The sequence below is a fragment of the Sinomonas sp. P47F7 genome (assembly GCF_049332655.1).
Taxonomy (GTDB): Bacteria; Actinomycetota; Actinomycetes; order Actinomycetales; family Micrococcaceae; genus Sinomonas.
Genome location: NZ_CP186327.1, coordinates 210,019 through 230,591 on the forward strand (window position 1 = coordinate 210,019; position 20,573 = coordinate 230,591).

At 66.8% G+C, this 20,573-nt stretch carries 27 protein-coding genes and 1 tRNA gene; 18 read left to right on the plus strand and 10 right to left on the minus strand.

The window, feature by feature from the left end:
• Both pstA and pstB read left to right on the plus strand, forming a co-directional pair.
• On the plus strand, positions 1–1,107 hold the full coding sequence (gene pstA, locus ACOKR1_RS01050) for a phosphate ABC transporter permease PstA (protein WP_422934938.1): 1,107 nt from the start codon (positions 1–3) through the stop codon (positions 1,105–1,107).
• A 38-nt stretch (positions 1,108–1,145) separates the two neighbouring features.
• The gene (pstB, locus tag ACOKR1_RS01055; protein WP_422934939.1) at positions 1,146–1,925 is read left to right on the plus strand and encodes a phosphate ABC transporter ATP-binding protein PstB; all 780 of its coding nucleotides are present in this window, start codon (positions 1,146–1,148) and stop codon (positions 1,923–1,925) included.
• 40 nt (positions 1,926–1,965) lie between these two features.
• Here the strand turns inward: pstB and ACOKR1_RS01060 are convergent, their stop codons facing one another.
• Both ACOKR1_RS01060 and ACOKR1_RS01065 read right to left on the minus strand, forming a co-directional pair.
• On the minus strand, positions 1,966–2,976 hold the full coding sequence (locus ACOKR1_RS01060; RefSeq protein ID WP_422934940.1) for an inorganic phosphate transporter: 1,011 nt from the start codon (positions 2,974–2,976) through the stop codon (positions 1,966–1,968).
• Between the two features lies 1 nt (position 2,977).
• Positions 2,978–3,595 carry a nuclease PIN gene (locus ACOKR1_RS01065; protein ID WP_422934941.1) on the minus strand — a complete coding sequence of 206 codons (618 nt, stop codon included), beginning with the start codon at positions 3,593–3,595 and terminating at the stop codon, positions 2,978–2,980.
• Between the two features lie 453 nt (positions 3,596–4,048).
• On the opposite strand from ACOKR1_RS01065, the gene ACOKR1_RS01070 reads away from it, so the two are divergent.
• Positions 4,049–6,610: a LuxR C-terminal-related transcriptional regulator gene (locus ACOKR1_RS01070; protein WP_422934942.1), complete on the plus strand. Its 2,562-nt coding sequence runs from the start codon at positions 4,049–4,051 to the stop codon at positions 6,608–6,610.
• 194 nt (positions 6,611–6,804) lie between these two features.
• Here ACOKR1_RS01070 and ACOKR1_RS01075 read toward each other — a convergent pair whose 3' ends face one another.
• A complete protein-coding gene (locus ACOKR1_RS01075; protein WP_422934943.1) occupies positions 6,805–7,467 on the minus strand; it encodes a hypothetical protein in 663 nt (220 codons plus the stop codon).
• A gap of 113 nt (positions 7,468–7,580) precedes the next feature.
• Here ACOKR1_RS01075 and ACOKR1_RS01080 point away from each other — a divergent pair.
• A tRNA-Lys gene (locus ACOKR1_RS01080) sits at positions 7,581–7,653 on the plus strand.
• Between the two features lie 317 nt (positions 7,654–7,970).
• On the plus strand, positions 7,971–8,567 hold the full coding sequence (locus tag ACOKR1_RS01085; RefSeq protein ID WP_422934944.1) for a Panacea domain-containing protein: 597 nt from the start codon (positions 7,971–7,973) through the stop codon (positions 8,565–8,567).
• 686 nt (positions 8,568–9,253) lie between these two features.
• On the opposite strand, the gene ACOKR1_RS01090 is transcribed toward ACOKR1_RS01085, so the two are convergent.
• The 6 genes from ACOKR1_RS01090 to ACOKR1_RS01115 all read right to left on the minus strand — a co-directional run bounded on the left by ACOKR1_RS01090 (position 9,254) and on the right by ACOKR1_RS01115 (position 13,660).
• On the minus strand, positions 9,254–10,105 hold the full coding sequence (locus ACOKR1_RS01090) for a tyrosine-type recombinase/integrase (RefSeq protein ID WP_422934945.1): 852 nt from the start codon (positions 10,103–10,105) through the stop codon (positions 9,254–9,256).
• A gap of 526 nt (positions 10,106–10,631) precedes the next feature.
• Positions 10,632–11,030: an ImmA/IrrE family metallo-endopeptidase gene (locus ACOKR1_RS01095; protein ID WP_422934946.1), complete on the minus strand. Its 399-nt coding sequence runs from the start codon at positions 11,028–11,030 to the stop codon at positions 10,632–10,634.
• A gap of 68 nt (positions 11,031–11,098) precedes the next feature.
• On the minus strand, positions 11,099–11,512 hold the full coding sequence (locus ACOKR1_RS01100) for a hypothetical protein (RefSeq protein WP_422934947.1): 414 nt from the start codon (positions 11,510–11,512) through the stop codon (positions 11,099–11,101).
• Positions 11,509–12,135: a DUF433 domain-containing protein gene (locus tag ACOKR1_RS01105; RefSeq protein WP_422934948.1), complete on the minus strand. Its 627-nt coding sequence runs from the start codon at positions 12,133–12,135 to the stop codon at positions 11,509–11,511. Before ACOKR1_RS01105 ends, ACOKR1_RS01100 begins: the two co-directional genes overlap by 4 nt.
• A 150-nt stretch (positions 12,136–12,285) precedes the next feature.
• The gene (locus tag ACOKR1_RS01110) at positions 12,286–12,987 is read right to left on the minus strand and encodes a DCL family protein (RefSeq protein WP_422934949.1); all 702 of its coding nucleotides are present in this window, start codon (positions 12,985–12,987) and stop codon (positions 12,286–12,288) included.
• Positions 12,988–13,015: 28 nt separating this feature from the next.
• Entirely contained in the window at positions 13,016–13,660 is a 645-nt protein-coding gene (locus ACOKR1_RS01115; RefSeq protein WP_422934950.1) for a hypothetical protein, read from the minus strand.
• 227 nt (positions 13,661–13,887) lie between these two features.
• Between ACOKR1_RS01115 and ACOKR1_RS01120 the strand changes: the two genes are divergently transcribed.
• Genes ACOKR1_RS01120 through ACOKR1_RS01130 form a run of 3 tightly spaced genes read left to right on the plus strand, consistent with a single transcriptional unit; the run spans position 13,888 to position 15,149 of the window.
• Positions 13,888–14,178, plus strand: coding sequence for a helix-turn-helix transcriptional regulator (locus ACOKR1_RS01120; protein WP_422934951.1), 291 nt, complete (start codon positions 13,888–13,890; stop codon positions 14,176–14,178).
• Positions 14,175–14,831: a hypothetical protein gene (locus ACOKR1_RS01125; protein WP_422934952.1), complete on the plus strand. Its 657-nt coding sequence runs from the start codon at positions 14,175–14,177 to the stop codon at positions 14,829–14,831. The genes ACOKR1_RS01120 and ACOKR1_RS01125 overlap by 4 nt, the downstream gene beginning before the upstream one ends.
• A gap of 42 nt (positions 14,832–14,873) precedes the next feature.
• The gene (locus ACOKR1_RS01130) at positions 14,874–15,149 is read left to right on the plus strand and encodes a helix-turn-helix domain-containing protein (protein ID WP_422934953.1); all 276 of its coding nucleotides are present in this window, start codon (positions 14,874–14,876) and stop codon (positions 15,147–15,149) included.
• A 207-nt stretch (positions 15,150–15,356) separates the two neighbouring features.
• Here ACOKR1_RS01130 and ACOKR1_RS01135 read toward each other — a convergent pair whose 3' ends face one another.
• Positions 15,357–15,926 (minus strand): hypothetical protein, encoded by a 570-nt coding sequence (locus tag ACOKR1_RS01135; RefSeq protein ID WP_422934954.1) that lies wholly within the window; start codon positions 15,924–15,926, stop codon positions 15,357–15,359.
• Between the two features lie 102 nt (positions 15,927–16,028).
• On the opposite strand from ACOKR1_RS01135, the gene ACOKR1_RS01140 reads away from it, so the two are divergent.
• The 10 genes from ACOKR1_RS01140 (at position 16,029) to ACOKR1_RS01185 (ending at position 20,561) form a co-directional block, all read left to right on the plus strand.
• Positions 16,029–16,424, plus strand: coding sequence for a hypothetical protein (locus ACOKR1_RS01140; RefSeq protein WP_422934955.1), 396 nt, complete (start codon positions 16,029–16,031; stop codon positions 16,422–16,424).
• Positions 16,421–16,702, plus strand: coding sequence for a hypothetical protein (locus ACOKR1_RS01145; protein ID WP_422934956.1), 282 nt, complete (start codon positions 16,421–16,423; stop codon positions 16,700–16,702). Before ACOKR1_RS01140 ends, ACOKR1_RS01145 begins: the two co-directional genes overlap by 4 nt.
• A gap of 131 nt (positions 16,703–16,833) precedes the next feature.
• On the plus strand, positions 16,834–17,331 hold the full coding sequence (locus tag ACOKR1_RS01150; protein ID WP_422934957.1) for a hypothetical protein: 498 nt from the start codon (positions 16,834–16,836) through the stop codon (positions 17,329–17,331).
• The gene (locus ACOKR1_RS01155; protein WP_422934958.1) at positions 17,328–17,633 is read left to right on the plus strand and encodes a hypothetical protein; all 306 of its coding nucleotides are present in this window, start codon (positions 17,328–17,330) and stop codon (positions 17,631–17,633) included. The genes ACOKR1_RS01150 and ACOKR1_RS01155 overlap by 4 nt, the downstream gene beginning before the upstream one ends.
• Entirely contained in the window at positions 17,630–17,815 is a 186-nt protein-coding gene (locus tag ACOKR1_RS01160) for a hypothetical protein (RefSeq protein ID WP_422934959.1), read from the plus strand. Before ACOKR1_RS01155 ends, ACOKR1_RS01160 begins: the two co-directional genes overlap by 4 nt.
• On the plus strand, positions 17,812–18,123 hold the full coding sequence (locus ACOKR1_RS01165; protein WP_422934960.1) for a hypothetical protein: 312 nt from the start codon (positions 17,812–17,814) through the stop codon (positions 18,121–18,123). Before ACOKR1_RS01160 ends, ACOKR1_RS01165 begins: the two co-directional genes overlap by 4 nt.
• Positions 18,120–19,559 (plus strand): ParB/RepB/Spo0J family partition protein, encoded by a 1,440-nt coding sequence (locus ACOKR1_RS01170; RefSeq protein ID WP_422934961.1) that lies wholly within the window; start codon positions 18,120–18,122, stop codon positions 19,557–19,559. The genes ACOKR1_RS01165 and ACOKR1_RS01170 overlap by 4 nt, the downstream gene beginning before the upstream one ends.
• A complete protein-coding gene (locus ACOKR1_RS01175; RefSeq protein WP_422934962.1) occupies positions 19,556–20,053 on the plus strand; it encodes a hypothetical protein in 498 nt (165 codons plus the stop codon). The genes ACOKR1_RS01170 and ACOKR1_RS01175 overlap by 4 nt, the downstream gene beginning before the upstream one ends.
• Positions 20,050–20,292: a hypothetical protein gene (locus ACOKR1_RS01180; RefSeq protein ID WP_422934963.1), complete on the plus strand. Its 243-nt coding sequence runs from the start codon at positions 20,050–20,052 to the stop codon at positions 20,290–20,292. Before ACOKR1_RS01175 ends, ACOKR1_RS01180 begins: the two co-directional genes overlap by 4 nt.
• 2 nt (positions 20,293–20,294) lie before the next feature.
• Positions 20,295–20,561 (plus strand): hypothetical protein, encoded by a 267-nt coding sequence (locus ACOKR1_RS01185; protein WP_422934964.1) that lies wholly within the window; start codon positions 20,295–20,297, stop codon positions 20,559–20,561.
• Positions 20,562–20,573 lie beyond the last annotated feature (12 nt).

Below are 20,573 nucleotides of genomic sequence, written 5' to 3' on the forward strand. Positions count from 1 at the left end.
ATGACCACCCTCACCGCTCGCCCGCGCCGCTCCGCGCTGACACGGAACCGGTTGCCCCGTTTGGCCCCGTGGGTCTCGCTCATCGTGGCCCTCGTTATTGGCGCCGCGCTCTCGACCCTGGTCGGCTTCAACCCATTCGGATGGGGCGTCTTCGCGGCGCTCGCGTTCACCGTGGTGTTCGTCGCGTGGAGCGGCGCCGTCGAGGGGTCGCGCAAGGCCAAGGACAAGCTCGCCACGTGCCTCGTGGTCGCGGCATTCCTTGTCGCGCTGCTCCCGCTCGTCTCGGTCATCTGGACGGTGCTCGTCGAGGGCACGAAGGGGCTTGCTACGCCGGGCTTCCTCGGAACGTCAATGAACGGCGTGAGCGGCATCCAAGACAACGAATCGGTCGACAACGGCACGCGGGTACTGGGCGGCATCTACCACTCGCTCCTTGGCACGCTCATCATCACGCTGTGGGCCACGCTCATCTCGGTGCCGATCGGCCTGCTGACGTCGATCTACCTCGTCGAGTACGGCAATGACGGCAAGCTCGCGCGGGCCATCACCTTCTTCGTGGACGTCATGACGGGCATTCCCTCGATCGTGGCCGGGCTCTTCGCAGCCGCGCTCTTCGCGACGATGTTCGGTCCCGGGACGAAGACCGGGTTCGTAGCCGCCGTCGCCCTTTCCGTCCTCATGATCCCCGTGGTGGTCCGTTCGAGCGAGGAGATGCTCCGCATCGTCCCGAACGAGCTCCGCGAGGCGTCGTACGCGCTGGGAGTCCGCAAGTGGCGCACCATCCTCAGGGTGGTTATCCCGACGGCGATCTCCGGCATCGCGTCCGGCGTGACCCTCGCGATCGCGCGAGTCATCGGCGAGACGGCCCCGATCCTCGTGACGGCAGGCTTCGCCACGAAGATCAACGCAAACGTCTTCTCGGACTGGATGTCCTCGCTTCCGACTTTCATCTACACGCAGATCCTCAACCCGACGTCGCCGTCGAACCCGGGGCCGAGCACGCAGCGTGCCTGGGGCGCCGCACTCGTCCTCATCATCTTCGTGATGCTCCTGAACCTCATCGCGCGGCTCGTGGCACGTATGTTCGCCCCGAAGGCCGGACGCTGACCGACGCCCTGATCGACCGCACCAAACCGAAGGAAATCATGTCCAAGCGAATCGACGTCAAGGACCTGAACGTCTACTACGGCAACTTCCGTGCCGTCGAGGGCGTCTCGATCAACATCGAAGCGCGCTCCGTCACGGCGTTCATCGGCCCGTCGGGCTGCGGCAAGTCGACGTTCCTCCGCACGCTCAACCGCATGCACGAGGTGCTCCCGGGTGCGCGCGTCGAGGGCCAGGTGCTCCTCGACGGGGACGACCTCTACGGGCCCGGCGTCGACCCGGTCGCCGTGCGCACGCACGTGGGCATGGTGTTCCAGCGCCCGAACCCGTTCCCCACGATGTCCATCCGCGACAACGTTCTCGCTGGCGTCAAGCTCAACGGCAAGAAGCTCTCCCGCTCGGACTCCGACGCGATCGTCGAATCGTCGCTGCTCGGCGCGAACCTCTGGAACGAGGTCAAGGACCGCCTGGACAAGCCGGGTTCGGGTCTCTCGGGCGGCCAGCAGCAGCGCCTGTGCATCGCGCGCGCCATCGCGGTGAAGCCGGACGTGATCCTCATGGACGAGCCGTGCTCGGCGCTCGACCCGATCTCCACGCTCGCGGTCGAAGACCTCATCAACGAGCTCAAGGAGCAGTACACGGTCGTCATTGTGACGCACAACATGCAGCAGGCCGCGCGCGTGTCGGACAAGACGGCGTTCTTCAACATCGCCGGCACGGGCAAGCCGGGCAGGCTCATCGAGTACGCGGACACCACCGCGATCTTCAACAACCCCAAGGAAAAGGCGACCGAGGACTACGTCTCCGGCCGCTTCGGGTGACCGGTAGCCTGGATCGCCAGTAGCCCGGATGACCAGCGGGTCAGTGGCCCAGAGGGTCCAGGGCGAGCGCGAAGACGAGGCCTAGTGCCGCCGTCGCGAGCGGAGTGAGGATCCAGAAGGCGATGAGCCGGGCGAGCAGCCGGCCGTTGACGGATCCGAACTTCTGATTCGTCCCTGCCCCGAGGATCGAGGCCGTCACGGTGTGGGTGGTCGAGAGTGGCCAACGCAGCCAGATCGCCCCGAAGAACAGCATGATCGTCGAGACGAGCTGCGCGACGAATCCCCTCAGGGGGTCCGTGCGCACGAGCCGGTGGCTCAGCGTGTAGGTGATGCGCCACCCGCCGAAGAGCGTCCCGGCGCCGAGCGCGAGCGCCGCGAGGCCGACGATCCACACGGGGACCGCCTGCCAGTCCCCGTGGGAGCCGAGCGTCGCGAGCACGAGGACCGCGATGATGCGCTGACCGTCCTGGAGCCCGTGCCCGAACGCGACGGCGGCCGTCCCGACGGATTGCGTGGCCCGCAGCGCCCGGTGCGCCTCGTTGGGCTGGCTGTAGCGCACGAGCCACGTGACGAGGCTCGTGAGGAAGAACGCGACGCCGAACGCGAGCAGCGGCGAGACGATGAGCGGGAGCCAGACCTGGATCCACAGGACGCCGGCGAGGTCGCCGGGTCCCGCGTGCCCGCGCAGCGCCGAGGCGATCGTCGCGCCGACGAGCGCCCCGACCAGCGCGTGGGTCGACGACGACGGGTAGCCGCGCCACCACAGGAAGACGTTCCACAGGCTCCCGCTCGCCAAGGTGGCGACGAGCACCACAAGGCCGGGGTCGCCGTCGGGCGTTGCGAGCCAACTGCCGCCGAAGTAGGTGAGGAGCCACGCGCTCGTGAGCACGCCGGCGACGTTGAATCCGGCGGCGAGGACGACGGCGATGCTCGGCGTGAGCGCGCGGGTGCGGACCGTGAGGCCCACCGCGTTCGAGGCGTCCCGGAAGCCGTTGAGGAAGGCGAAGACAGACGCGAACACGATCACCGCGGCGGTGAGCGCGACCGTCACGTCACGATTCCTTGACGATGATGCGGCCGACGCTCGCGGCCACACCCCTCAGTGCCTGCGCCGCGCCCTGGAGCGCCCGCGCCATCTCGATGCCGCGCGCATAGGCACCGAGCGAGAGCTCGCGCATCGCCTTTGCGCTCCAGACGCGGTGGGTGTGGTCGGCCCGCTTCGCGAGCCGGAGCATCTCGACCCAGTAGTCCTCGAGATCGTCGAGGCGTCCGAGTCCCCGCATCGCCGCGACCGTGAGTTCGGCCTGGCGGTTCACGATCTCGAGCTGGTCCGAAGCCTCGCGGGCCAGCCGGTCCAAGCGATTGACTACCGTGATCTCGCCGACGGCGACGAGCTGGTCCATGGCCTGCCCGAGCCCCTCGGAGAGCCCGAGGAGGTCCTCGCGCGGCAGCGGATTCACAAAGCTCGTGCGGAGCTGGGTGAGGAGGGCCCGCTGGAGTTCGGACGTGCGGGCGTCGATCTTCATGAGCTCTTCGAAGATGCGCTCGTGATCCTGGCGTCGCGCTCCGAACATCTCGGACAGGACCTGCCCGGCGAGGACGGACTGCTGGGCGATGTCGGCGAGGAGTTCCAGCGCGGCGGTCTCTTGCGGAAAGAGGCGCAGCTTCATGGACTCTCTTCTCGTGCGGGTGGACGGGCCGGGTGGTCAAAGCCGGCAATCACCGGCAATCCGCATGGTACGCGACATCGGCGAGTCGGTGCATATGCCGCCTGGCGCATTGCGGGGGGCAGCGATCGGAAGGTGAGCTCCGCCGTCGTCGTCCACTGAGTGGCTCTCGGGCGCCCGCACGGAGGGCATACGCAATCGGCACGGAGGTGCGGTGCCCCGTCCTAGCCCGCAGCTCCTCGGGTCTGGGCGGGGTCGTCCCACGTCAGGAGCGCAGCCGGACGCCGAGTCCGGCGAACCAGTCACGGGGCACACGGAACCGTGCGGGCGCCGTTCCACGGAGGCCCAGACATCGTGCCACGGAGAGGCCGTGTTGACGTCATAGTGTCAACTTCGGCCACGCGAGTCATCGGGGGGCTGTATGGGGGCAGACAACCTAAGCGAGGTCTTTCGAAGTTGTTTGAGCAGGAAATCGTCCGTGTCCTTGGCTACGCGGCACGGGGCCTTGGCGTGCGCATCGTCGGGCCAGCAGGAAGCGGCCGCACCACCGTGGCCAAAAAAGTAGTCGACGAGCTCGAGGGCCAGGGGGCCAAGGTCTACGGCATCTTCGGCCTCCCGCCGCTCAGTGCGGCGCCGTTCGCCGGGGTGCTCTCGTTGGGCCTTGACCTGAGGTCGCGCGTCGTCGGCATTCTCGGCGTGTCTGATCTCCTGTCCGAGCATCTCGCCCGGCCGGGGAGACGCATTCTCGTCGTGGACGACGTTGAGACCCTCGACCGGGAATCACTGTCCGTCATCGACATCGTCCAGAAGCGCACGGAGGTCCCCATCATCACGACGATGGGCGATTCCCCGTTCCGCGTGACGATGCCGGCCCTCGCGGTCGGCCGATGGCCGCAGGCCACCGTGGCGCTTCCGCCGTTCCGGTACGAGCAGGTCAACTCGCTCATCGCGGAGATGCTGGGACACCCCGCCGACGTCGACTTGGCGGCCAGCGTGCTCACGAAGTCGGGGGGCAATCTGGGGCTCGCCGTGCGGATCATCGAGACGGCGGTGCTGAGCGAGCAGCTTGTGCTGCGCGACGGGCGGTGGCGCATGAGCGGGCCGACGCTCTTCAACGAGCATCTGAACGCGACGATCGAGGCCATGCTCCACGGCCTGGGGCCGGGGGAGTTCCGGGCCCTGAGCACGATGGCGGTGCTCGGCCCGACGCCCGTGGACCGCCTGACCTCCGTGGCGGGGATCGACGCGCTCGACGCCCTCGAGCACCGCGGCCTCGTCTCGGTGGTGCCAGCCCCCGACGGTACGCTGCTCGGCTCGGTCTTCCCGCCGCTCGTCGAGGACTATCTCACACGGCACATCGCGAGCTCACGGAGGATCCTCGGCAGCACCATCGCCGGGGAGTTTGCCCCCTTGGCGATCGGACACGGTGACACCGCGGCACCCGGCGCCCGGACCGGCGCGGCCGAGGCGGCGCTCGCGGCCCTCCGCGCCGAGCTCAAGGGGAACCAGGTGGCAACGTCCCGATACTTCCATCGGCGTCTCGACGCACTCGAGCAGTTCCACTATCGGATCTGGGACTCGGACCGCAGCATGGCCAACGCCGTCGCGTTGCTGCGGGTCTACTGGGGGGCGCCGATCGATCCGCACAGGATCCAAGAGGTCTTCGCCAGCACGAACGTGGCCGAGGGCGATCCGGCCGACCTGCTGTTCTTCACCATGACGCGCGCCCTCTGGACGGTCATGAACGAGGAGGGCGGCCTCGAGAGGGCCAAGGAAATCGTGCGGGAGACCGCCGAGTCTGAGCCCACGTGGGCCAGCGAGGCGGAGGCTGCGGCCCTGTTCCTCGAGGCCACCTACAACGGCGTCCCCGGGGACCTCGACGAGAGGTTCGCGCGGCTCGCGAGCCTCCACCCGAAGAGCGGTCTGGTCGCGGCCGTGCGGGGAGCGATCGAGCTCTACCGCTTCGACCCGCAGGCGGCGCTCGACGCGATTGACTCCGCCGAGGGGTTCGAGAGCCTCCCGCGTTTCGAGCCGTTCATCCGTGGGATGGCCCTGTTCACGAGCGGCCGTATCGACGAGGCCCTCGTCTACGCGCTTGAGCGCCGCCAAGAGGCGCTTCGGGCCGTGGATCAGTTCAGCCTGCTCACGAGCAGTTACGTCGCCGCGCTGGCCCTGCTGTATCGCGGGTGCTTCGACGAGGGGGAGTACCTCATGGGCTGGGCGTTCTCCCTACGCCGCCCCGGTTTCCTCGTGGACTCGCTCTACAACGCGATGCTCAGGCTCTCGTCGCTGCGCAGCGCCGGGGAGGTCTCGCTCGGGACGCAGGCGGGCACGGGCGCAGGGACTCCCGACGTGGGTCCGTTCCCGGGGACCGGCAAGGGGTACTTCGAGCTCGTGACGAGGCGCCCGGTCACGCTCGATTCGTTCGACGAGACCGCGGCCCGGCTCATGGATGAGGCGCTCGACCGCGGCTACGTCACGGAGGCCGTGATGACCGGGCTTTCCACGCTGTGCCTCCTGCCCTCTCATGGCACCCTGCGGAGACTCGAGCGGCTGCTCGTCGACTTCGGGAGTGCGCGGCACGACCAGCTCCTCGGTGTCGCCGGAGCCGCGCTGGGCGGCGACCTCAAGCGGCTCGTGGCGGTCCTCGACGACTATCGGCCTGACGAGGATGTCTACCAGACGGCGGTGCTTCTGCGGGGAGCCGCCCGGCGCTACCGGATTCTGGGCGATTCGTCGACGGCCACCGCGATTGAGCGGGCAGCGAACGCGTTCTCGCGGCGGCTGCGCACAGGCGGTCAATACCTCATCCTCGAGCCCGAGGTGGCGGCCTCCGCCCTGACTGCCCGCGAGACGGAGGTTGCGCTCATGGTCGGCCAGAAGAGCAACCAGGAGATCGCCGAGCAGTTCGGGCTCAGCGTCCGCACTGTGGAGAGCCATGTTTCGAATGCGCTCCGCAAGACGGGCGCCACCACGAGGGGAGCGCTCTTCGAGCTCGTGAGGGACATGGTGTCGTAGCGCTTCGCGAGCGGACGACGGCGGGCAAAGAAAAGACCCGCTGTGCGGGTCTTCGAAAAGTAGGAGCGCCGAACCGGGACCGCCTCTCGGCGGAAGGCCGCTCTAGGCGGCTAAGAGTTGGAGCCCGGGGGTGCCGCGGTCCGACGCCACCCTCAGTCTTCTACGGGCCTTCCCAGTAGTCAACCTCGACGCCCTCAGTCGAGCTGGCCGCGGCGCCAGGCTTTGGCCGATGCCTCAAGGTCCTCGGCCGTCTTCACGAGCTGGTTGGCATTCCGTGTGAGCTTCGTCGCATGCGCCGAGTTCGACCATTCGGCGCTGTCCGCGAGGGTCGCCTGGCCGAGGGCAATGACCCGGCAGAACGCCGCCGAGCGCTCGAGCGCAACGTCGAAGTCGCCGTCGAACGCCCCGGAGAGGATCGCGTCCGCCATGGTCGTCAGCTCCTCCGCACCCGGAGGCTCCGCCACACCGGCGACGGCGTGCGAGACCTGGGCGGTGTCCTTGCCGGCCTTGAAGTAGACCGAGATCCGTTCGGGATCGCTGCGCGTCGCCGCCCGCAGGGCGTAGAGGCGCCAAAGGGCGCCGGGAAGGGAGCGCGCTGGGCTCTCGGCCCACATCTCGGCAATGGATTCGAGGCCCTGTTCATCGGCGAGGCGGACGAGGCGGCGCGTGACCTCGGGGTCGTCGCTCTCCCGGCCGCGGCGCACGAGCGCTTGGGCCGCGAGGTGCGCGGCCTCCGAGACCCGGGCCGGGTCTGCCCCGCCCGCGAAGGGCTCGAAGTCGATGGGCGCAAAGGGCTTGGGCTTGTGCGGCCGCACTGGGCCAGTTGAGCTTCCGGGGCCTCCTGGGTGTTCGCTCATGCCAAGTACGCTACTCCTCTTGGCTTGGCGGTGCTCATGTCGAGAGAGCGCTCCCAGAACCACTCCGCGCGGCCCGCTGCGCTAGAGTACTAGTGATCGGCTGGCCCGGTCTGGGGCCTTTAGCTCAGTTGGTAGAGCAGCGGACTTTTAATCCGCGGGTCGTGGGTTCGAGACCCACAGGGCCCACAGCCGAGAGGCCCGGAATCACGCGAATCTCCGGGCCTCTCGCATACGGCGGACAGGTCTTTGGATCGACTTTGGTGGGAGTTCTGGTGGGAGTTTCGTGGCGCGCGAGCATGCCGGTGCTCGGAGCAGATGCTGGTCAACTCGCCGTGGGGTCTGGAAGTCGGTATACTTTTTCGGCAAACTGAACGCGAAGGGCGCTGCATTTCCGGATTTCCGTGGTGCGCGGTGCGATGTTTTTAGATCGGGGGTGGACCTTGCTGCACGCGAATGACGTAGCCAGTGTGATCATTGCCCGACGGGGGGCGTGGCTCGATGCCATGTCTCTGCAGAAGCTCCTCTACTACGTTCAAGCCTGGCACCTTGCGATCACCGACACCCCCCTCTTCAGCGAGCGCATCAAGGCATGGAAGGACGGGCCTGTCGTCCCGGATGTCTGGCACAAGAGGCAAGATCAGGCCTCCCGTCGGCCCGCTGTCCAAGAACTCGATGGGGTGGAGCTTGATGAACTCGCGTCCGACCTGATTGACCTTGTCTTGGCCGCCTACGGATCAATGAGTGGTGAAGAGCTCAGTGCACTGACGCATGTCGAGCAGCCCTGGAACGAGGCCAGGGAAGGCGTGCCCGAGGGCGCCAACTCGCAGAACCCCATCGACCCCGCGACCATGGCGACGTTCTACCGGGCCCACCGAATGCTGGCCGGACGCTCTGCAGCCGACCTGGCAGCAGGCGGGATCCACCTTCACTCTCATGAAGTGGTAGGACCCGTCGACGTTGATGCGCTATTGGCCGAATTGGGAGGTCCTGAGTTCGACCCGGGCGACGACCCTTGGGGCGGCGGGAACCTGCATGACAGTACTAGGTACGCGGGTAAGGGGATCGAGCACGGCTGCCGACGTACATACGCCGGCGCGTGACCAATGGCTTTGGGGGAAGAAGACCCGCAGCGCCATGTCGTGGTGTTTGACGTCAACATATGTCTGGACGCCGCTCACGCGATTGGTCCGCCCTTCACATGGGCCAACTTCGACTCGGTTGTGGCCAAAGAGGCAAAGGCACCTGTTCCTCATCCCACCGACAAGGCTCTGGATTCGCTTCGTTCGCTTGCGGTCTGCCGGTCGGGTCGATTCGCTGGACCCGAAACCCTAGAGGTCTGGACGAACGCGCACATCGACAGCACTGTCCGGGCCAAGGCGATGCAGTCGCAGGTCCCTGACTCGCAATCGGGGTACCGGGGTCTTGGATGGGATGAGGAGCACGCACAGAGCCTCGTAGACGTACTGATCGGCGGTCTGACTAGTGAATCAGCCGGTGGAACTCTCGGGGACACCATCCCGGACGGGAATCCACCGCTCGATCATGAGGACGGCATGGTCTACGGAGCCTGTCGCTGGCTCGCTGGGGACGACCCGCTCTGCAATGTCTACTGCGTCACGCGAGACCGAGGCTTTCTGCAGGCGCACACCAACGGCGAGCTGCGAAACCATACTCGATTGCTCACCCCCAGCGCATTCGTGGCGTTGGTTCGCTTGGCCCGTGCGAGTTACTCGGCAAAGAGGATACACGGAGCGCTGTCCCGCAGTGCGGACGCATAGCCCCTGCGTCACCTTGCCCGACGACGTCGATAGTCGTCCATGCTCACGACCTCCGGGGGAGCGGCCGGCTGAGGCTCGTCGTCCGGCGCCCACAGCGCCTGCCCCATCTTCTCGGCGGCGTCCCGCTTCATTTCGTCGATCACGTGCTGATAGCGCTTGAGCATGCTCGCTTGGGACCAGCCCATCATGTCCATGACGACGCGCCCGTCGACGCCCATGAGCAGCAGCACGGTCGCGGCAGTGTGCCGGGCGTCGTGAAGACGGACTTCAGGGACGCCGGCTTTCTCGAGGAACGCCTTCCAGTCGGCGTGGTCGCGGCGTGCATCGATCGCGCGCCCGTTCCGCTGGCAGAAGACAGGCTCGAGCTCGACGCCGTTCGCAGACGTGAAGCCGGTCCAGCCCTCTCCTTCCTCGGCCCGGATCGAGTCCTGCGCTCGCAGGTGTCGTTTGATGGCGTTTTCGAGCTGCGGGGGCATGACGAGCGTTCGGACGCCTGCGTCGCTCTTCGGGTCGCCGACGAACAAGCCGCCGCCGTGGCGGGCCGGGCAGTCGGCGCCGCGCTTCTTCCCGCAGGGCTCACTATGGCAGCCGTGCTGCCAGGGGAGTCGGTAGAGCTCGCGGTCGATCTTGAGGGTGTGTGCTGTGAGGTCGAGCCGGTCCCGTCCGAGCGCGAGGCGTTCGCCCTGTCGCAGGCCGAGGGAGATCGCGAGCATCCATCGCGCCCCGTTCTCTGTGTCGGCCTCGGCGGCGCGGATGAGCCGGCGTGCGTCGTCGACGCTGACCAGGTCCGGCGCGAACCGTCCCGGCGTCGGGGCATCGATCCTCTTGGCCGGGTTCGTGGCGATCCGACCCCGCTGCACTGCGACTTGAGAGCGCGGGAGAGGATCCGGTGCATCTGGGAAACAGTCGTCTCGGACCGGCCGGCGGCGCGCATCTCTGCGTACACGCCCAGGAGGTCCTCGGGGCGGATCTTGTCCAGCCGCGTCTTCGCGATCTTCCGTCCCTTGATCCAAGTCCGCACATAGGACCTGTACCCGATCTTCGTGCGCTCGCGGATCTTGGACGGCGGAGCGGCGGCCAGCCAGTGGTCGACCCACTCGGCGAGCGTTGGTGCTCGGCCGCCGACGAGCTCGCCGCGCGCGGCAGCGGCCGCGGCGGCACGCCGTGCGGCTTCTGCCTCGGGCTTGGTGCGCGCGTAGACGACCTTGCGGACACGTTTCCCTTCCTCCGTCCACCCGACGACCACTTCGGCCCGCCAACGCCCGTCAGAGGTCTCGTACGCAGTCCCGTCGCCGCGCGACCTCTTCTGCTTCTCCCTGGCCATGTGAGGCCCCTCCCCTGCGAGACGAGCAGACCCGGCTCCCGGGCCTGCGGTGGATGTGATGGTCAGTGGTCGAGCCCGGCGGCGAGTTGCTCTCGCTCGCTGCCGGTGAGCCCGTCGAGGCGGTCGCCTATGACCTGCTGGGTGACGTGGAGCTCGTCCGCGAGTTCGGCAGGGGACTGTGTCCAGGCCAGAGCCTCGGCCAGCTGATCGAGCGGGATCAGGCGGCGGGCGGCTTCCTCGCGGACGCGACGCTCGACGCGCGCGCCCTGACATCCCGTGTGGCCGTTCTCGATGTGGATGAGCTCGTGCATCGCCGTGCAGCGCTGCTCGATCGAGTTGAGCCGCTTGTCCAGCCAGATGCGCGACATGCCGTCCGTGCAGCCGAGCAGCCCATCCGGGAACGTGACGAAGAACAGGCTGATGTCCGCGATTCCGCGCAGGATCCCCCAAGCACCATGCATGGGATGAAGGCCTACAGGGCGCCTCCGACATTTTGCGGCTCTGTGGCGCCAGTGCTCGGTTGATGTTGCTAGAGGTGCTCTACGGTGACGAGCCGCTTCGCCCGCTCGTGTGGGACTGGGCCAAGTCTGAACAGGGTGGGCGCGCTCGGATGTTCGCGGTGGATCAGGGCGACGGCGGAGACCAGTTGCGCGAGCGTAAGCGCGAAGTACTCGCGGCCGCGGCAGTCCGTCGGTCGATGGATGGCGGCGAAATGCAGGCCGGAGGAACGCAAGGCGCTACGCTCCTTCTGGTCGACGAGGATCCTGTGGTCCAGGCTCACAAGGACCTCGTAACCCTCCGAAGCAGCGCTGGGAAACAGTATGTGGTCCAGGGTCCCGCGCCACTCGCGATCCTGGACCGAGTCGAAGTCGGAGCCGCGGAACGACTCACGCAGGGCGGGCACCAGCTTGGGTGAGACGCACTCGTCCAGGAGGAACTTCAAGAGCTCCTCCTATGCGCGCTGACCTCGGCCTGGAAGGCCACCGCGTCGGCACCTGCCTCACGGGAGACGCCCGGGTAGAAGTACTCGAGGTCCTCGAAGGCCTCCTCGTCGGGGTCGTCGCCCAAGAATTGCGCCACGATATCGAAGGGGACCCTGGTGCCGTCGATCGTGGGCCAGCCGCCGAGGCGGCCCTCCGTCACCAATAGGTGCGGTCGCGGCCGGAAGAAGTCGGCCACAGGTTGGCCATGCAGATTGCTGAACGGCTCAAGCGCATCTGCCAGCGTGAAAGGCGACATCTGGCCGGGAAACCTCACGAGATCGATCGAGTTGCCGTCATCGTCGCGTACGGCGATGGTCTTGCTGTCTGCAAAGAATGTGTACTTCGACGGGTGAGCAGTGAGGTTGAGTTCGCGCATCGAGCTGAACGCAAATCTGATCTTCTGAAGCGAGACGCGTGCCCGCAGGAACGCGATAGCTCGGAGCGCGACGACGTCGCGGAACGAGTAGATGGGTGGCCGGTCGCCACGGATCTCGGGGATCAGGAGACCGCTAACCCGCCACTTGTAGAGCTGCGCGGTCGAGTTGCCGCTAAGAGTTGCTGCGAGGTCCGCTGGGAAGGACACGTGTTTACCTCCTTTCGGCTGTCCATCGTCGCCGTTGTTTCAAACGATGACAGATCAGGCAGCAGTTGTCGGTATCTGGTGCTATGTCGTCCAGTTCGTCGCGGGCGACTTTTGAGTGGGCTAGGCAGCGGTAGCCTGGGCGGCAGTCGCTTACCGCCTTGGGGCGCTCCGGTGGACGACGGCGAGCCCGGAGACGTGTTCCCGCTGGAACTCGAGCCACTGGGCGCGCACACTGGGATCCTTGACTCTGAGGCCCCTGATTGCCCTCTCGGATTCGAGGATGTCCGGCGTCTGAAGGTTCTCGAGTTCGATCTCATCTACCGAGAGACCTGTCTCAAGGAGGAACTGGCTGACTAGGTCTTTCAGGGGAGGGTTAAGATGGCGAGTTTCAGCCTCGGACCTGTCCTCCATGATCGTCCCGGTGAGCGGGCATATCACCGGCCCCGCTTCGAACGCCGCTTCCCGCACCCTGCCGGTGATGTCCTGGGCTTCGTTGGCCAGGGCTGAGGTGAGTCGCTGAAACGGCGTCTGAGGGGCATCGAGGGATTTGGGCGCAGAGAACTCGACCTCTGTACCGTCTACCCAGACAATCGCGACCGCCCTGACGTTATCACGTACCCAAGCGCCGCTGTCCCGGGGATTCACTACTTTGAAGTAGTCGATCCCGGGACCGAGCTTCTCCTCCGGGTCAGGGCGCATAAGAACCAAGTTGTAGAGGAAATCTTCGTCCTCCGGGTCGGTGACCGGTTCACCGACGTCGTACACATTCCAAATCCGTCGGATCTCTTCCAGCGCTTTCGTCTTCGACGGAAAGCTCCGATCTCCGACTACAACAGGCTTGGATATGGCCATACATTCCCCCTCTGAGTGATGCGCGGTATTAGTCCGCGTCTTCCTGTGATTCTTCGCCGCGCTCGGACAACTCACGTGCACGCTCAAGGTGTTCGGTCGGGCCCCTGTGGGCCGCGAGCTCGCGCCAGTTCGGGGGAAGCTCGCCGTCGATATCGACAGCCGTGGGGGTCTTCTGTCCAGAGCGAGTGCGACGGCGAGCGGCGCGGCGCTCGGCGACGTCGTCCGTCCACTCGGGGGAGTCATCTGGGCCACTGGGAGTAGCCGCCGAGGGAAGGGCGTCCGCGGCGGGGTGGGTTGTGCTGGAGTCCTGGTCATCGGCGCCGTCCTTGTACGCGTCGACGAGCACCCGGATCATTTCGATGACGGCCTTGCGTGCCTTCGGCGGCAGGCTGTCCGACCCGGGAGGGAGCTCGTCGGCGAGCGGTGGACCGGGGACGGGCTGTCCCGCGGCCGTGAACGCAACCTCATCGCTGACGCCGGCCAACCATGCGATTGCACGGATTGTCTCTGCCGTCGGTGTCGATTTGTAGGTCCCCGCCTTCAGATGGTTCACGGTCGTGACGGCGATCGTGAAACCGTTCTTCTGTGCGAGGAACGCCAGCTGCCGGCCTGACGTGTCATGCCGGCGCATCGCCAGCTCGACCAGGTCTCGGAGACTGGTGGGTTCGTTCACGGTGCTGACTCTCTCCTGCGGCTTTGTGCTTGTGGAACGTGTCGCGACACGACACATGACAAGTAACTCACACGTCACCCGCAATTTGTCGCCCATGTTGTCGCTTGTCGGCTTGACTAGTAGTTCCGCTTAGTGCACGCTCTACTTGTAATCATGACGATTGGGAGGTAGAAATGGCTGTGCAAGCGATCAGGCGGCGACCGCCGCAGGCTCGGAAGGAGTGCTGGATGAAGGTCAAGGACCCGGCGATGCTGCGCCGATGGCGCCAGCAGGAGCGGTTCTCCCAACGTGAGCTGGGCATGCTGGTCCGGCGCTCGCAGGCAACGATCCACCTGCTCGAGACCGGCGGAATGCGGACTCTGAGCGAGGAACTCGCAATAGCGATCGCCGCTCGGCTAAAGCGCCCCTGGGATGAACTCTTCGAACTCCAGGAGCATGAAGTGATGCCCATCGTTGCAAATAGTGCAGACACTATGCGCATTCGTCCCGCTCGGAACGCGCGGAAGGTGCCGGCGTGAGCGCCGGAGGTTGGCGCGACGGCGCGGCCGGCGGCGACGAGTGCGCGTGCGGGTTCTACATCGAGTGGTCCGGCATCGACCCAGAGGGCGACGCCGCAGCCCGCCGGATATTCGACGAGCACGAAGCGACGTGCGACGGCTCAGGTCTGGTCAGTGAGGTCGAAGACCCCGTCGTCCCGGATGACGGCGCGGATCCTCTCGACCTCCTGACGATCAGGCTCGAAATCCGAATCGTGAAAGTCGTAGACGACACCGAACGGCGTCGCTGCGCTCACGGGCGTCACTTTCACGCTCGCTGGAAGCCCGTCGCCCTGGCCGACGTACCTGATGAAGAAGACCTCGTGGTCTTCGGAAAGCGCGCCTCCAAGAGCCGCTTCAACAGTGACCAGGACGTCGTCCGGAATCGAGATTTCCCCGCCGGCCGGCCCGCTCAAGAGCAGACGTCCCATCAGGTTTCCCCCTCGGTAGTTGGTGCGCCGGTGCCGGCGCGGGTTGGTGGTGCTCCCGAACCTACCGAGGGGGAGCCAGCCGCGGAAGACCCGGACGACCCGTCCGCGCGGGCATTCCGCGCTCTCGACGCGCTCGGCGAAACCCTCAGTGCCGTGCGTTCCCAGGCTCAGACGAAAGATGCCCCCAGCCGCGGCAACGGCTGAGGGCGTATGTCCACCCCAATCTCACCAGACAGGCAGCAGACGATGACCATCGTAGCTTTCCCGCCCCCTCACGCCGCGGGCCACGCACCCGGCGATGACCAGGAGCTCGCGCTATCCGGCCCGGTGAACCCGCTTCGGCTCTTCACCGTGGCTGAGGCGGCAGAGATCCTCGGCACTGGTGACGACTACGTCCGTGGCCGGATCGCCGCGGGCGAGATCGCCGTCGTCGAGCTCGGCACGAAGACCCGCGCGAAGACCCGGGTCAACGCAGTAGAGCTCCACCGCTTCATCCAGGGCAGGACGCACACGGCCAACTAGACCCCCGGCGCGGCCCGTGCAGCTTCCCCCATGGCCGCGGTCCGCGCCGGGCACCACCCCACAGAAAGGGGAAGCCCGGCTGTTGTAGCGGTCCCGGGCGAAGAGTCCACGAAAGGAGATTGGGTCGAATGAACCTGTCCGAGATCGTCCTGGCGGCGATCGTCTGCGGTGTCGGGGCGGCACTTCTGATCGGCGTGCCTTCGTACTTCATTGCGGGTTGGATTGCTGACCGGGTTCCTCGGCTTTGGCAAAAGGTCGTGCGGCGGGTACGGGGCGGTCAATGACCTCGCTCGGCTTAAGCGACCAGACCACGCGCTTCTTCAAGCGGGTCGGCGAGGTGATCCACTCAAGCTCGATGCGGAAGTCCGCCCACGCATCGGGATCTGCGAGGGCATGGAAGCTGATGCTCTCGCCGGGCTCGAGCACTGCGATCCATGGATGGGCGTTTGCGGCGCCGAACCGCGATGCAGAGGGTGTCTCCAGCCGAACCGTGCCATGGACTGCCCGTGCTGTCAGGCGGAACGCGGAGGCGTCGCCGCAATTGGCGAAACGGCCCCGGAGACGGTATTTGCCGTTGTCTTTGCGCTCCCACTCGTTGCCGCCGTGCATGGCGATTTCGTGTCCTCCGATGGTGTACGCCCAGTCGGCCTCGGGAGCTCGGCGGCGCCGATCCCAGCGGTTGACCAGGTTCACAACGACACCGGTTGCCGCGCTCGTAACCGTGGCCGTTGCGCCCACTGCGGTCCAGATGCTCGCCACGTTCGACGCATCGTCCATCACGTCCCCCCTAACCCCCAGAAATTCCAACAAGAGAGGGTGCCGGCTGTTCGCAGCAGCCGGCACCCGAAACGGGGTCCCTGTTGAAAGGAAAGAAAACCCATGCCCATCGTACAGAACACCTCCTCAGCCAGGCCCGGAAGGTGGATCGTCGTGCCAGATGAGCCTCGGCCGTCGCGCTCCTCGAGGGATCTGATCGAGCTCGCCGAGCGCGCGATCCGTACTGGTCAGCCCAATCTTGCTGTCCTCTACCTCCGGCGCGCCGACGTCGCTAGCGACTACGAGCGTCTCGATCGGGAGTTCGCGCTCGCGGTCTACCGATTCGGCGCCGTCGTGGGGCCGATGGTTGCAGCTTTACGTCCTCTCGCCCAAGCAGCTCAGATCACGCTCAAGGCGATGGGCGGCTTCCTTGACGCGTTCGCCGGCGCGCTTCGTGGCGCTCGTTATGAGTCGAACCGGGACGGTCTCGAGCTCGCGCGTCAGAGGGACGCGTCGTGAGCGCCGTCGGGCTCCTGTACGCGGCAGTGTACGAGGTGGTGGATGAGGACTCGCTCACCCGCGACGTGCTGACCGAGGCGAAGCTGCGGTGGGTTGATGATGTCATCGATCTTGGCTGCAGGCCCACGGGCGATGAAGTGCCGGAGATCTCCATCGCGCAGGCCGACGAGTGCACGTGGGTGCAGATCAGCGCGCCCGTCGAACGCACTAGTGACTGCACGTGGCCGGACGGGACGCCGTATCTCACCAATGCGCAACGTACGGCGGTGGCCAGGTGACGGCCCCGGTGATGCGCCACCTCTTCTTTGGGTGCTGGGACCGCGACGATCTACACCCCGAGCCCGGCCCAAACGCTTCGCCGGCGACTGCGTCCGTCCCGGCTCGCCTCAGGGCGGAGACCGACCGCCGCGTGGGATTGCACACCTCGGCGCTGAAGTCGGCCGAAAGGCTCAGGACCGCGCTTCTGACGGTCCGGCAGTTCGACGCGACCGGCAACGCGGACTTGGCGATCGAACACCTTCGGGCATGCGAGGGCGAGGTCCGTGCAGCGATCCGGGCCCTCATCGACGGCGTCGACACCGCTTACGCGGTGCTCGACCCCGACGATGGACTGGACGGGCCGAGACAGGAAATCAGATTCGTCGACGAGGTCCACCAGGCTTCCGCGGAGGCCACGGAGCGGCCTGCGGAGCCCCTTTCCGAGCCGATCCAATCACCGGCCCCGCTGTCGGAGCCGATCAAGCCCGAGCCGAGTGTCTCGGCCGGGGGCCGGGTGGCGCTGCCGATCGGCGCAGTGGTGCTCGAAGGCGTCACCATTGCCGAGGCGGGCGGGCGCGGCGTGCCGTCTCCGGCCGACGTCGCGCGGCTTGACGTGCGCCGCGTAATGCAGGGGCGGTGGCGCGCGTGAGCAGGCCGTACCGGATCCGGAAGGATGCGACGATCCAACCGATAGGGGAGCGTCCGCGGCGGCAGCGTGCGGCGCTGCACTGGCGCTCGGGTCGGCCCGCGGAGATGTCGTCCCAGCTCGCGGCGTACTGCCGTGGTGTGTGGCCGGGCGCGCAGATCCTCGTCGACCCGTCGCCGAAGCTGGTCGAGTCGAACGGCACGGTCCGGGCGGACGGGTCGATCTTCGTCAACGGGCGGGAGGTCGCGCACTACTTTCTGAACGACCCGGCCCCGGCACGGTCGCAGCAGGAGGGCCTCCTGTGACCCTCGTAGTCCATCGAGCGGCCCGGCGTCGCCGTCTCGCTCTCGTGTACACGCCCGTGTTCGCCCTGGGCGCTTTCATTGTCATCGCCGCGGCCGAGACCCTGAACGGGGCTTGGATGCTTGGCGCGTTCCTCATGGCCGCCGCGGTCGCCGGCGTCGCCCTCGACCTGGAGAAGCCATGACCGAACAGCCACCCGAGCGGGAGCCCGTCGACGTCTTCGACCTCGGCACCGGCCGCAACCCCGAAGCCGACGCCGTCCTGCTCACGTTCCCCGAGGTCATATCGGAGCAGCAGTGGCTCGGCAACGACACCCCACAAGGGCGAGACCTCGCGTACGCGGCCGCGTTCGACGACGCGAGCGACACCTACGACGCCGTCGGCGACGCGCTCGAGAACGGCAACCTCGCCACGGCCCACCAGAACGCCGAGCGCCTCGTCCGTCAGATCGCCCGCATGCAGACTCTCGAAACCAAGGAGGCCCTCGGATGACCACGTTCGAAGTCGTTCCGCTCGCCAAGCTCGAGCCCCACCCCAGAAACATCCGCAAGGACCTCGGGGAACTCGCCGAGCTCGCGCAGTCGATCCAGGCCAAGGGCATCGAGCAGGCCCTCGCGGTGGCACCGCACCCGACGCGCCGCACCGCGTACGTCGTGCTCGCCGGGCACCGGCGCCTCGCCGCCGCGAAGCTCGCCAAGCTCCGAATGGTGCCGTGCATGATCCGCGATGACCTCACCACCGAGGCCGCGCAGACCGAGTTCATGTTGATCGAGAACACCCACCGGCGCGACCTGACCGTGCTCGAGGAGGCCGACGCCGTCCAAGGCCTGTTCGACCTCGGCCTCGACGAGAAGACGATCGCTGAGAACATTGGCAGATCCCGCGGCCATGTCCGCGGCCGGGCGAAGATCGCCAGCCTCGGCGACAAGGCCAAGGCCAGACTCGAGGACCACACCCTCACGATCGAGCAAGCGATCGACCTCGCCGAATTCGAAGGCGACACCTATGCCACCGGCTACCTGCTCGACCGCACCGCCTGGGGCGGCTACGCATGGAAGCACGAGGTGGAGCAGCTACGGCGCAAGCGGAAGGTCCAGGACCTGATCCCGAAGACCGTCGCGAAGCTCCGCAAGGCCGGTGCCGAGCTCCTCGATTCGCGGCCGACCCATGAAGAACTGAACGCCGACGGGCTCGCCTCAACCGGCGACTGGCGCGGACGCGAGTACTTCAAGGACTGGACCCTCGACCAGCACGTAGCGGCCGGCCACAAGGCAGTCGTCGACGAGCGCAGCGACGGCAAGCCCGTCTGGATTGCCCCTCGACCAGCCGAATGGAACAAAGACGACGAGCCTCAGGTCACCCCGGAAGAGGCAGCGCGCCGCGAGGAAGAGGACCGTATCGTCGCCGGCCTCGAAGTCGCCGCGAACGTCCGCGATGAGTTCGTCCGCGAGACAGTCTTCAGCCCACCTTCGACGGTGCTCTCTTGGGCCAAACACCTCGACGTCGACGAGCTCATGAAAACGCTCGACAGCGACAACCCGTTCGCGCTCGCGGTCGTAGGCGTCGAGCGGGGAAGTGTCAGCAATTCCGCGTTCCGGGAGAAGCTGCTCAGCCTCTCTGCCGAGGCCCTCTCGGTGCTTCGCCAGGTTGCGAAGTTCGGCCGGCAGGAGACCGTCCTGCGGGGCAAGGCTCATTTTGGCTCCCGCGTGGACGGTTGGGGCGTTGGCCGATACGGGGACGACTACGCGGCGAAGTGGCGCGAGACGCTGACGGGCGTTCTCGGGTACGTCTTCTCGGACATCGAGAAGGAGGCCATGCAGCATGTGGCCAGCGTCCGTGAGGCCGAGGCCGCTCAACGGGCCGCGGACCGTGCCGAGGACGGAGACCGCGGCGACGTCGACGACGAGCAGGAGGGCGAGGAGGCGTGATTCTCGACGTGAACACCCTCGACCTGCGCAAGGCACTGCAGGCGTGCCTGCCACACGTCGCGGACCCGAAGCTCGTACCGGATCTCGCCGTGCTGCATTTCGTGGCAACGGATGAGAACCTGTTCGTCACCGGCATGAATCGTGTCTCGCTCGGGCAGGCCATTGTCTCGGTGTGGGAGCATCGCGAGCTGACCGGTGATGTCGACGAGGACTGTTTCGACCTGTATCCGGAGACCGCGAAGGAGCTCCTCCAGATCTTCAAGTCAGGGGGAACAGCTAGGTCAGACGAGTCGGTCGGTGAATGCATCCGGATCCGCGTGACGGAGGAGAAGATCAGCCTCCTCGACGTCTCGGGCCTGTTCCCGGCAAGACCTTCACTGTGCCGCGGGCCCCAACTGACGGGTACCAGGTCGCGTTCGCGCGGATGCTGCTCGAGTGCCTCACCACTGAGTCCGTCGTCCCGGCACGTCTGGCTGTCGCCGGGCCCGTCGTGAAATGGTTCGGCGCCGCAGCCCAGGCATACAAGAGCCCGCTGCTGCTCGAGCCAACCTCCAACGAGCAGAGGATCCTGGTCTCCTGCGACGAGTCCTTCCTCGGCATCCTCATGACGATCCGCGCCGACGACACCTCGGACATCGCCCAGGCCGCTGCAGTGTCGCGCCAGAGCTGGATGCACCGCCTCCTCCCACTCCGAACCCACGGAACCGGGACGCTCCGCGGGAAGGCGGATTGAGCATGCCCTGGATCACCACGAAGCAGACGGCGACCGCACGGGCCAAGGCCCGCAGCCCGTTCACCGCCCGCCATGAGCGCACTTGGCCACGCGCCGGCGTCCGCCGCAACCCGGACGGCCTCTGGCAGCTCGTCGTCTGGTTCGAGCCCGACGTCATGAGCTCCGTCTACGCCGGCGTCTCATTCAAACACCAAGGCGAGGCGATCGCGCTCGGCGCCACCATCGCCGCCGCCCATCGCATCGAACGAACCATCAGGAGAAGAGCATGACCACCGACCCCG

What these genes read in the sequence shown, in the direction of transcription:
- ACOKR1_RS01110 (WP_422934949.1), bottom strand. Translation starts at nt 12,987, where the DNA reads ATGGCCATATCCAAGCCTGTTGTAGTCGGAGATCGGAGCTTTCCGTCG.
- ACOKR1_RS01140 (WP_422934955.1), top strand. Translation starts at nt 16,029, where the DNA reads ATGCCCATCGTACAGAACACCTCCTCAGCCAGGCCCGGAAGGTGGATC.
- ACOKR1_RS01135 (WP_422934954.1), bottom strand. Translation starts at nt 15,926, where the DNA reads ATGGACGATGCGTCGAACGTGGCGAGCATCTGGACCGCAGTGGGCGCA.
- ACOKR1_RS01075 (WP_422934943.1), bottom strand. Translation starts at nt 7,467, where the DNA reads ATGAGCGAACACCCAGGAGGCCCCGGAAGCTCAACTGGCCCAGTGCGG.
- ACOKR1_RS01085 (WP_422934944.1), top strand. Translation starts at nt 7,971, where the DNA reads ATGTCTCTGCAGAAGCTCCTCTACTACGTTCAAGCCTGGCACCTTGCG.
- pstA (WP_422934938.1), top strand. Translation starts at nt 1, where the DNA reads ATGACCACCCTCACCGCTCGCCCGCGCCGCTCCGCGCTGACACGGAAC.
- ACOKR1_RS01130 (WP_422934953.1), top strand. Translation starts at nt 14,874, where the DNA reads ATGACCATCGTAGCTTTCCCGCCCCCTCACGCCGCGGGCCACGCACCC.
- ACOKR1_RS01185 (WP_422934964.1), top strand. Translation starts at nt 20,295, where the DNA reads ATGCCCTGGATCACCACGAAGCAGACGGCGACCGCACGGGCCAAGGCC.
- ACOKR1_RS01065 (WP_422934941.1), bottom strand. Translation starts at nt 3,595, where the DNA reads ATGAAGCTGCGCCTCTTTCCGCAAGAGACCGCCGCGCTGGAACTCCTC.
- ACOKR1_RS01165 (WP_422934960.1), top strand. Translation starts at nt 17,812, where the DNA reads ATGACCGAACAGCCACCCGAGCGGGAGCCCGTCGACGTCTTCGACCTC.
- pstB (WP_422934939.1), top strand. Translation starts at nt 1,146, where the DNA reads ATGTCCAAGCGAATCGACGTCAAGGACCTGAACGTCTACTACGGCAAC.
- ACOKR1_RS01095 (WP_422934946.1), bottom strand. Translation starts at nt 11,030, where the DNA reads ATGCATGGTGCTTGGGGGATCCTGCGCGGAATCGCGGACATCAGCCTG.
- ACOKR1_RS01120 (WP_422934951.1), top strand. Translation starts at nt 13,888, where the DNA reads ATGAAGGTCAAGGACCCGGCGATGCTGCGCCGATGGCGCCAGCAGGAG.
- ACOKR1_RS01170 (WP_422934961.1), top strand. Translation starts at nt 18,120, where the DNA reads ATGACCACGTTCGAAGTCGTTCCGCTCGCCAAGCTCGAGCCCCACCCC.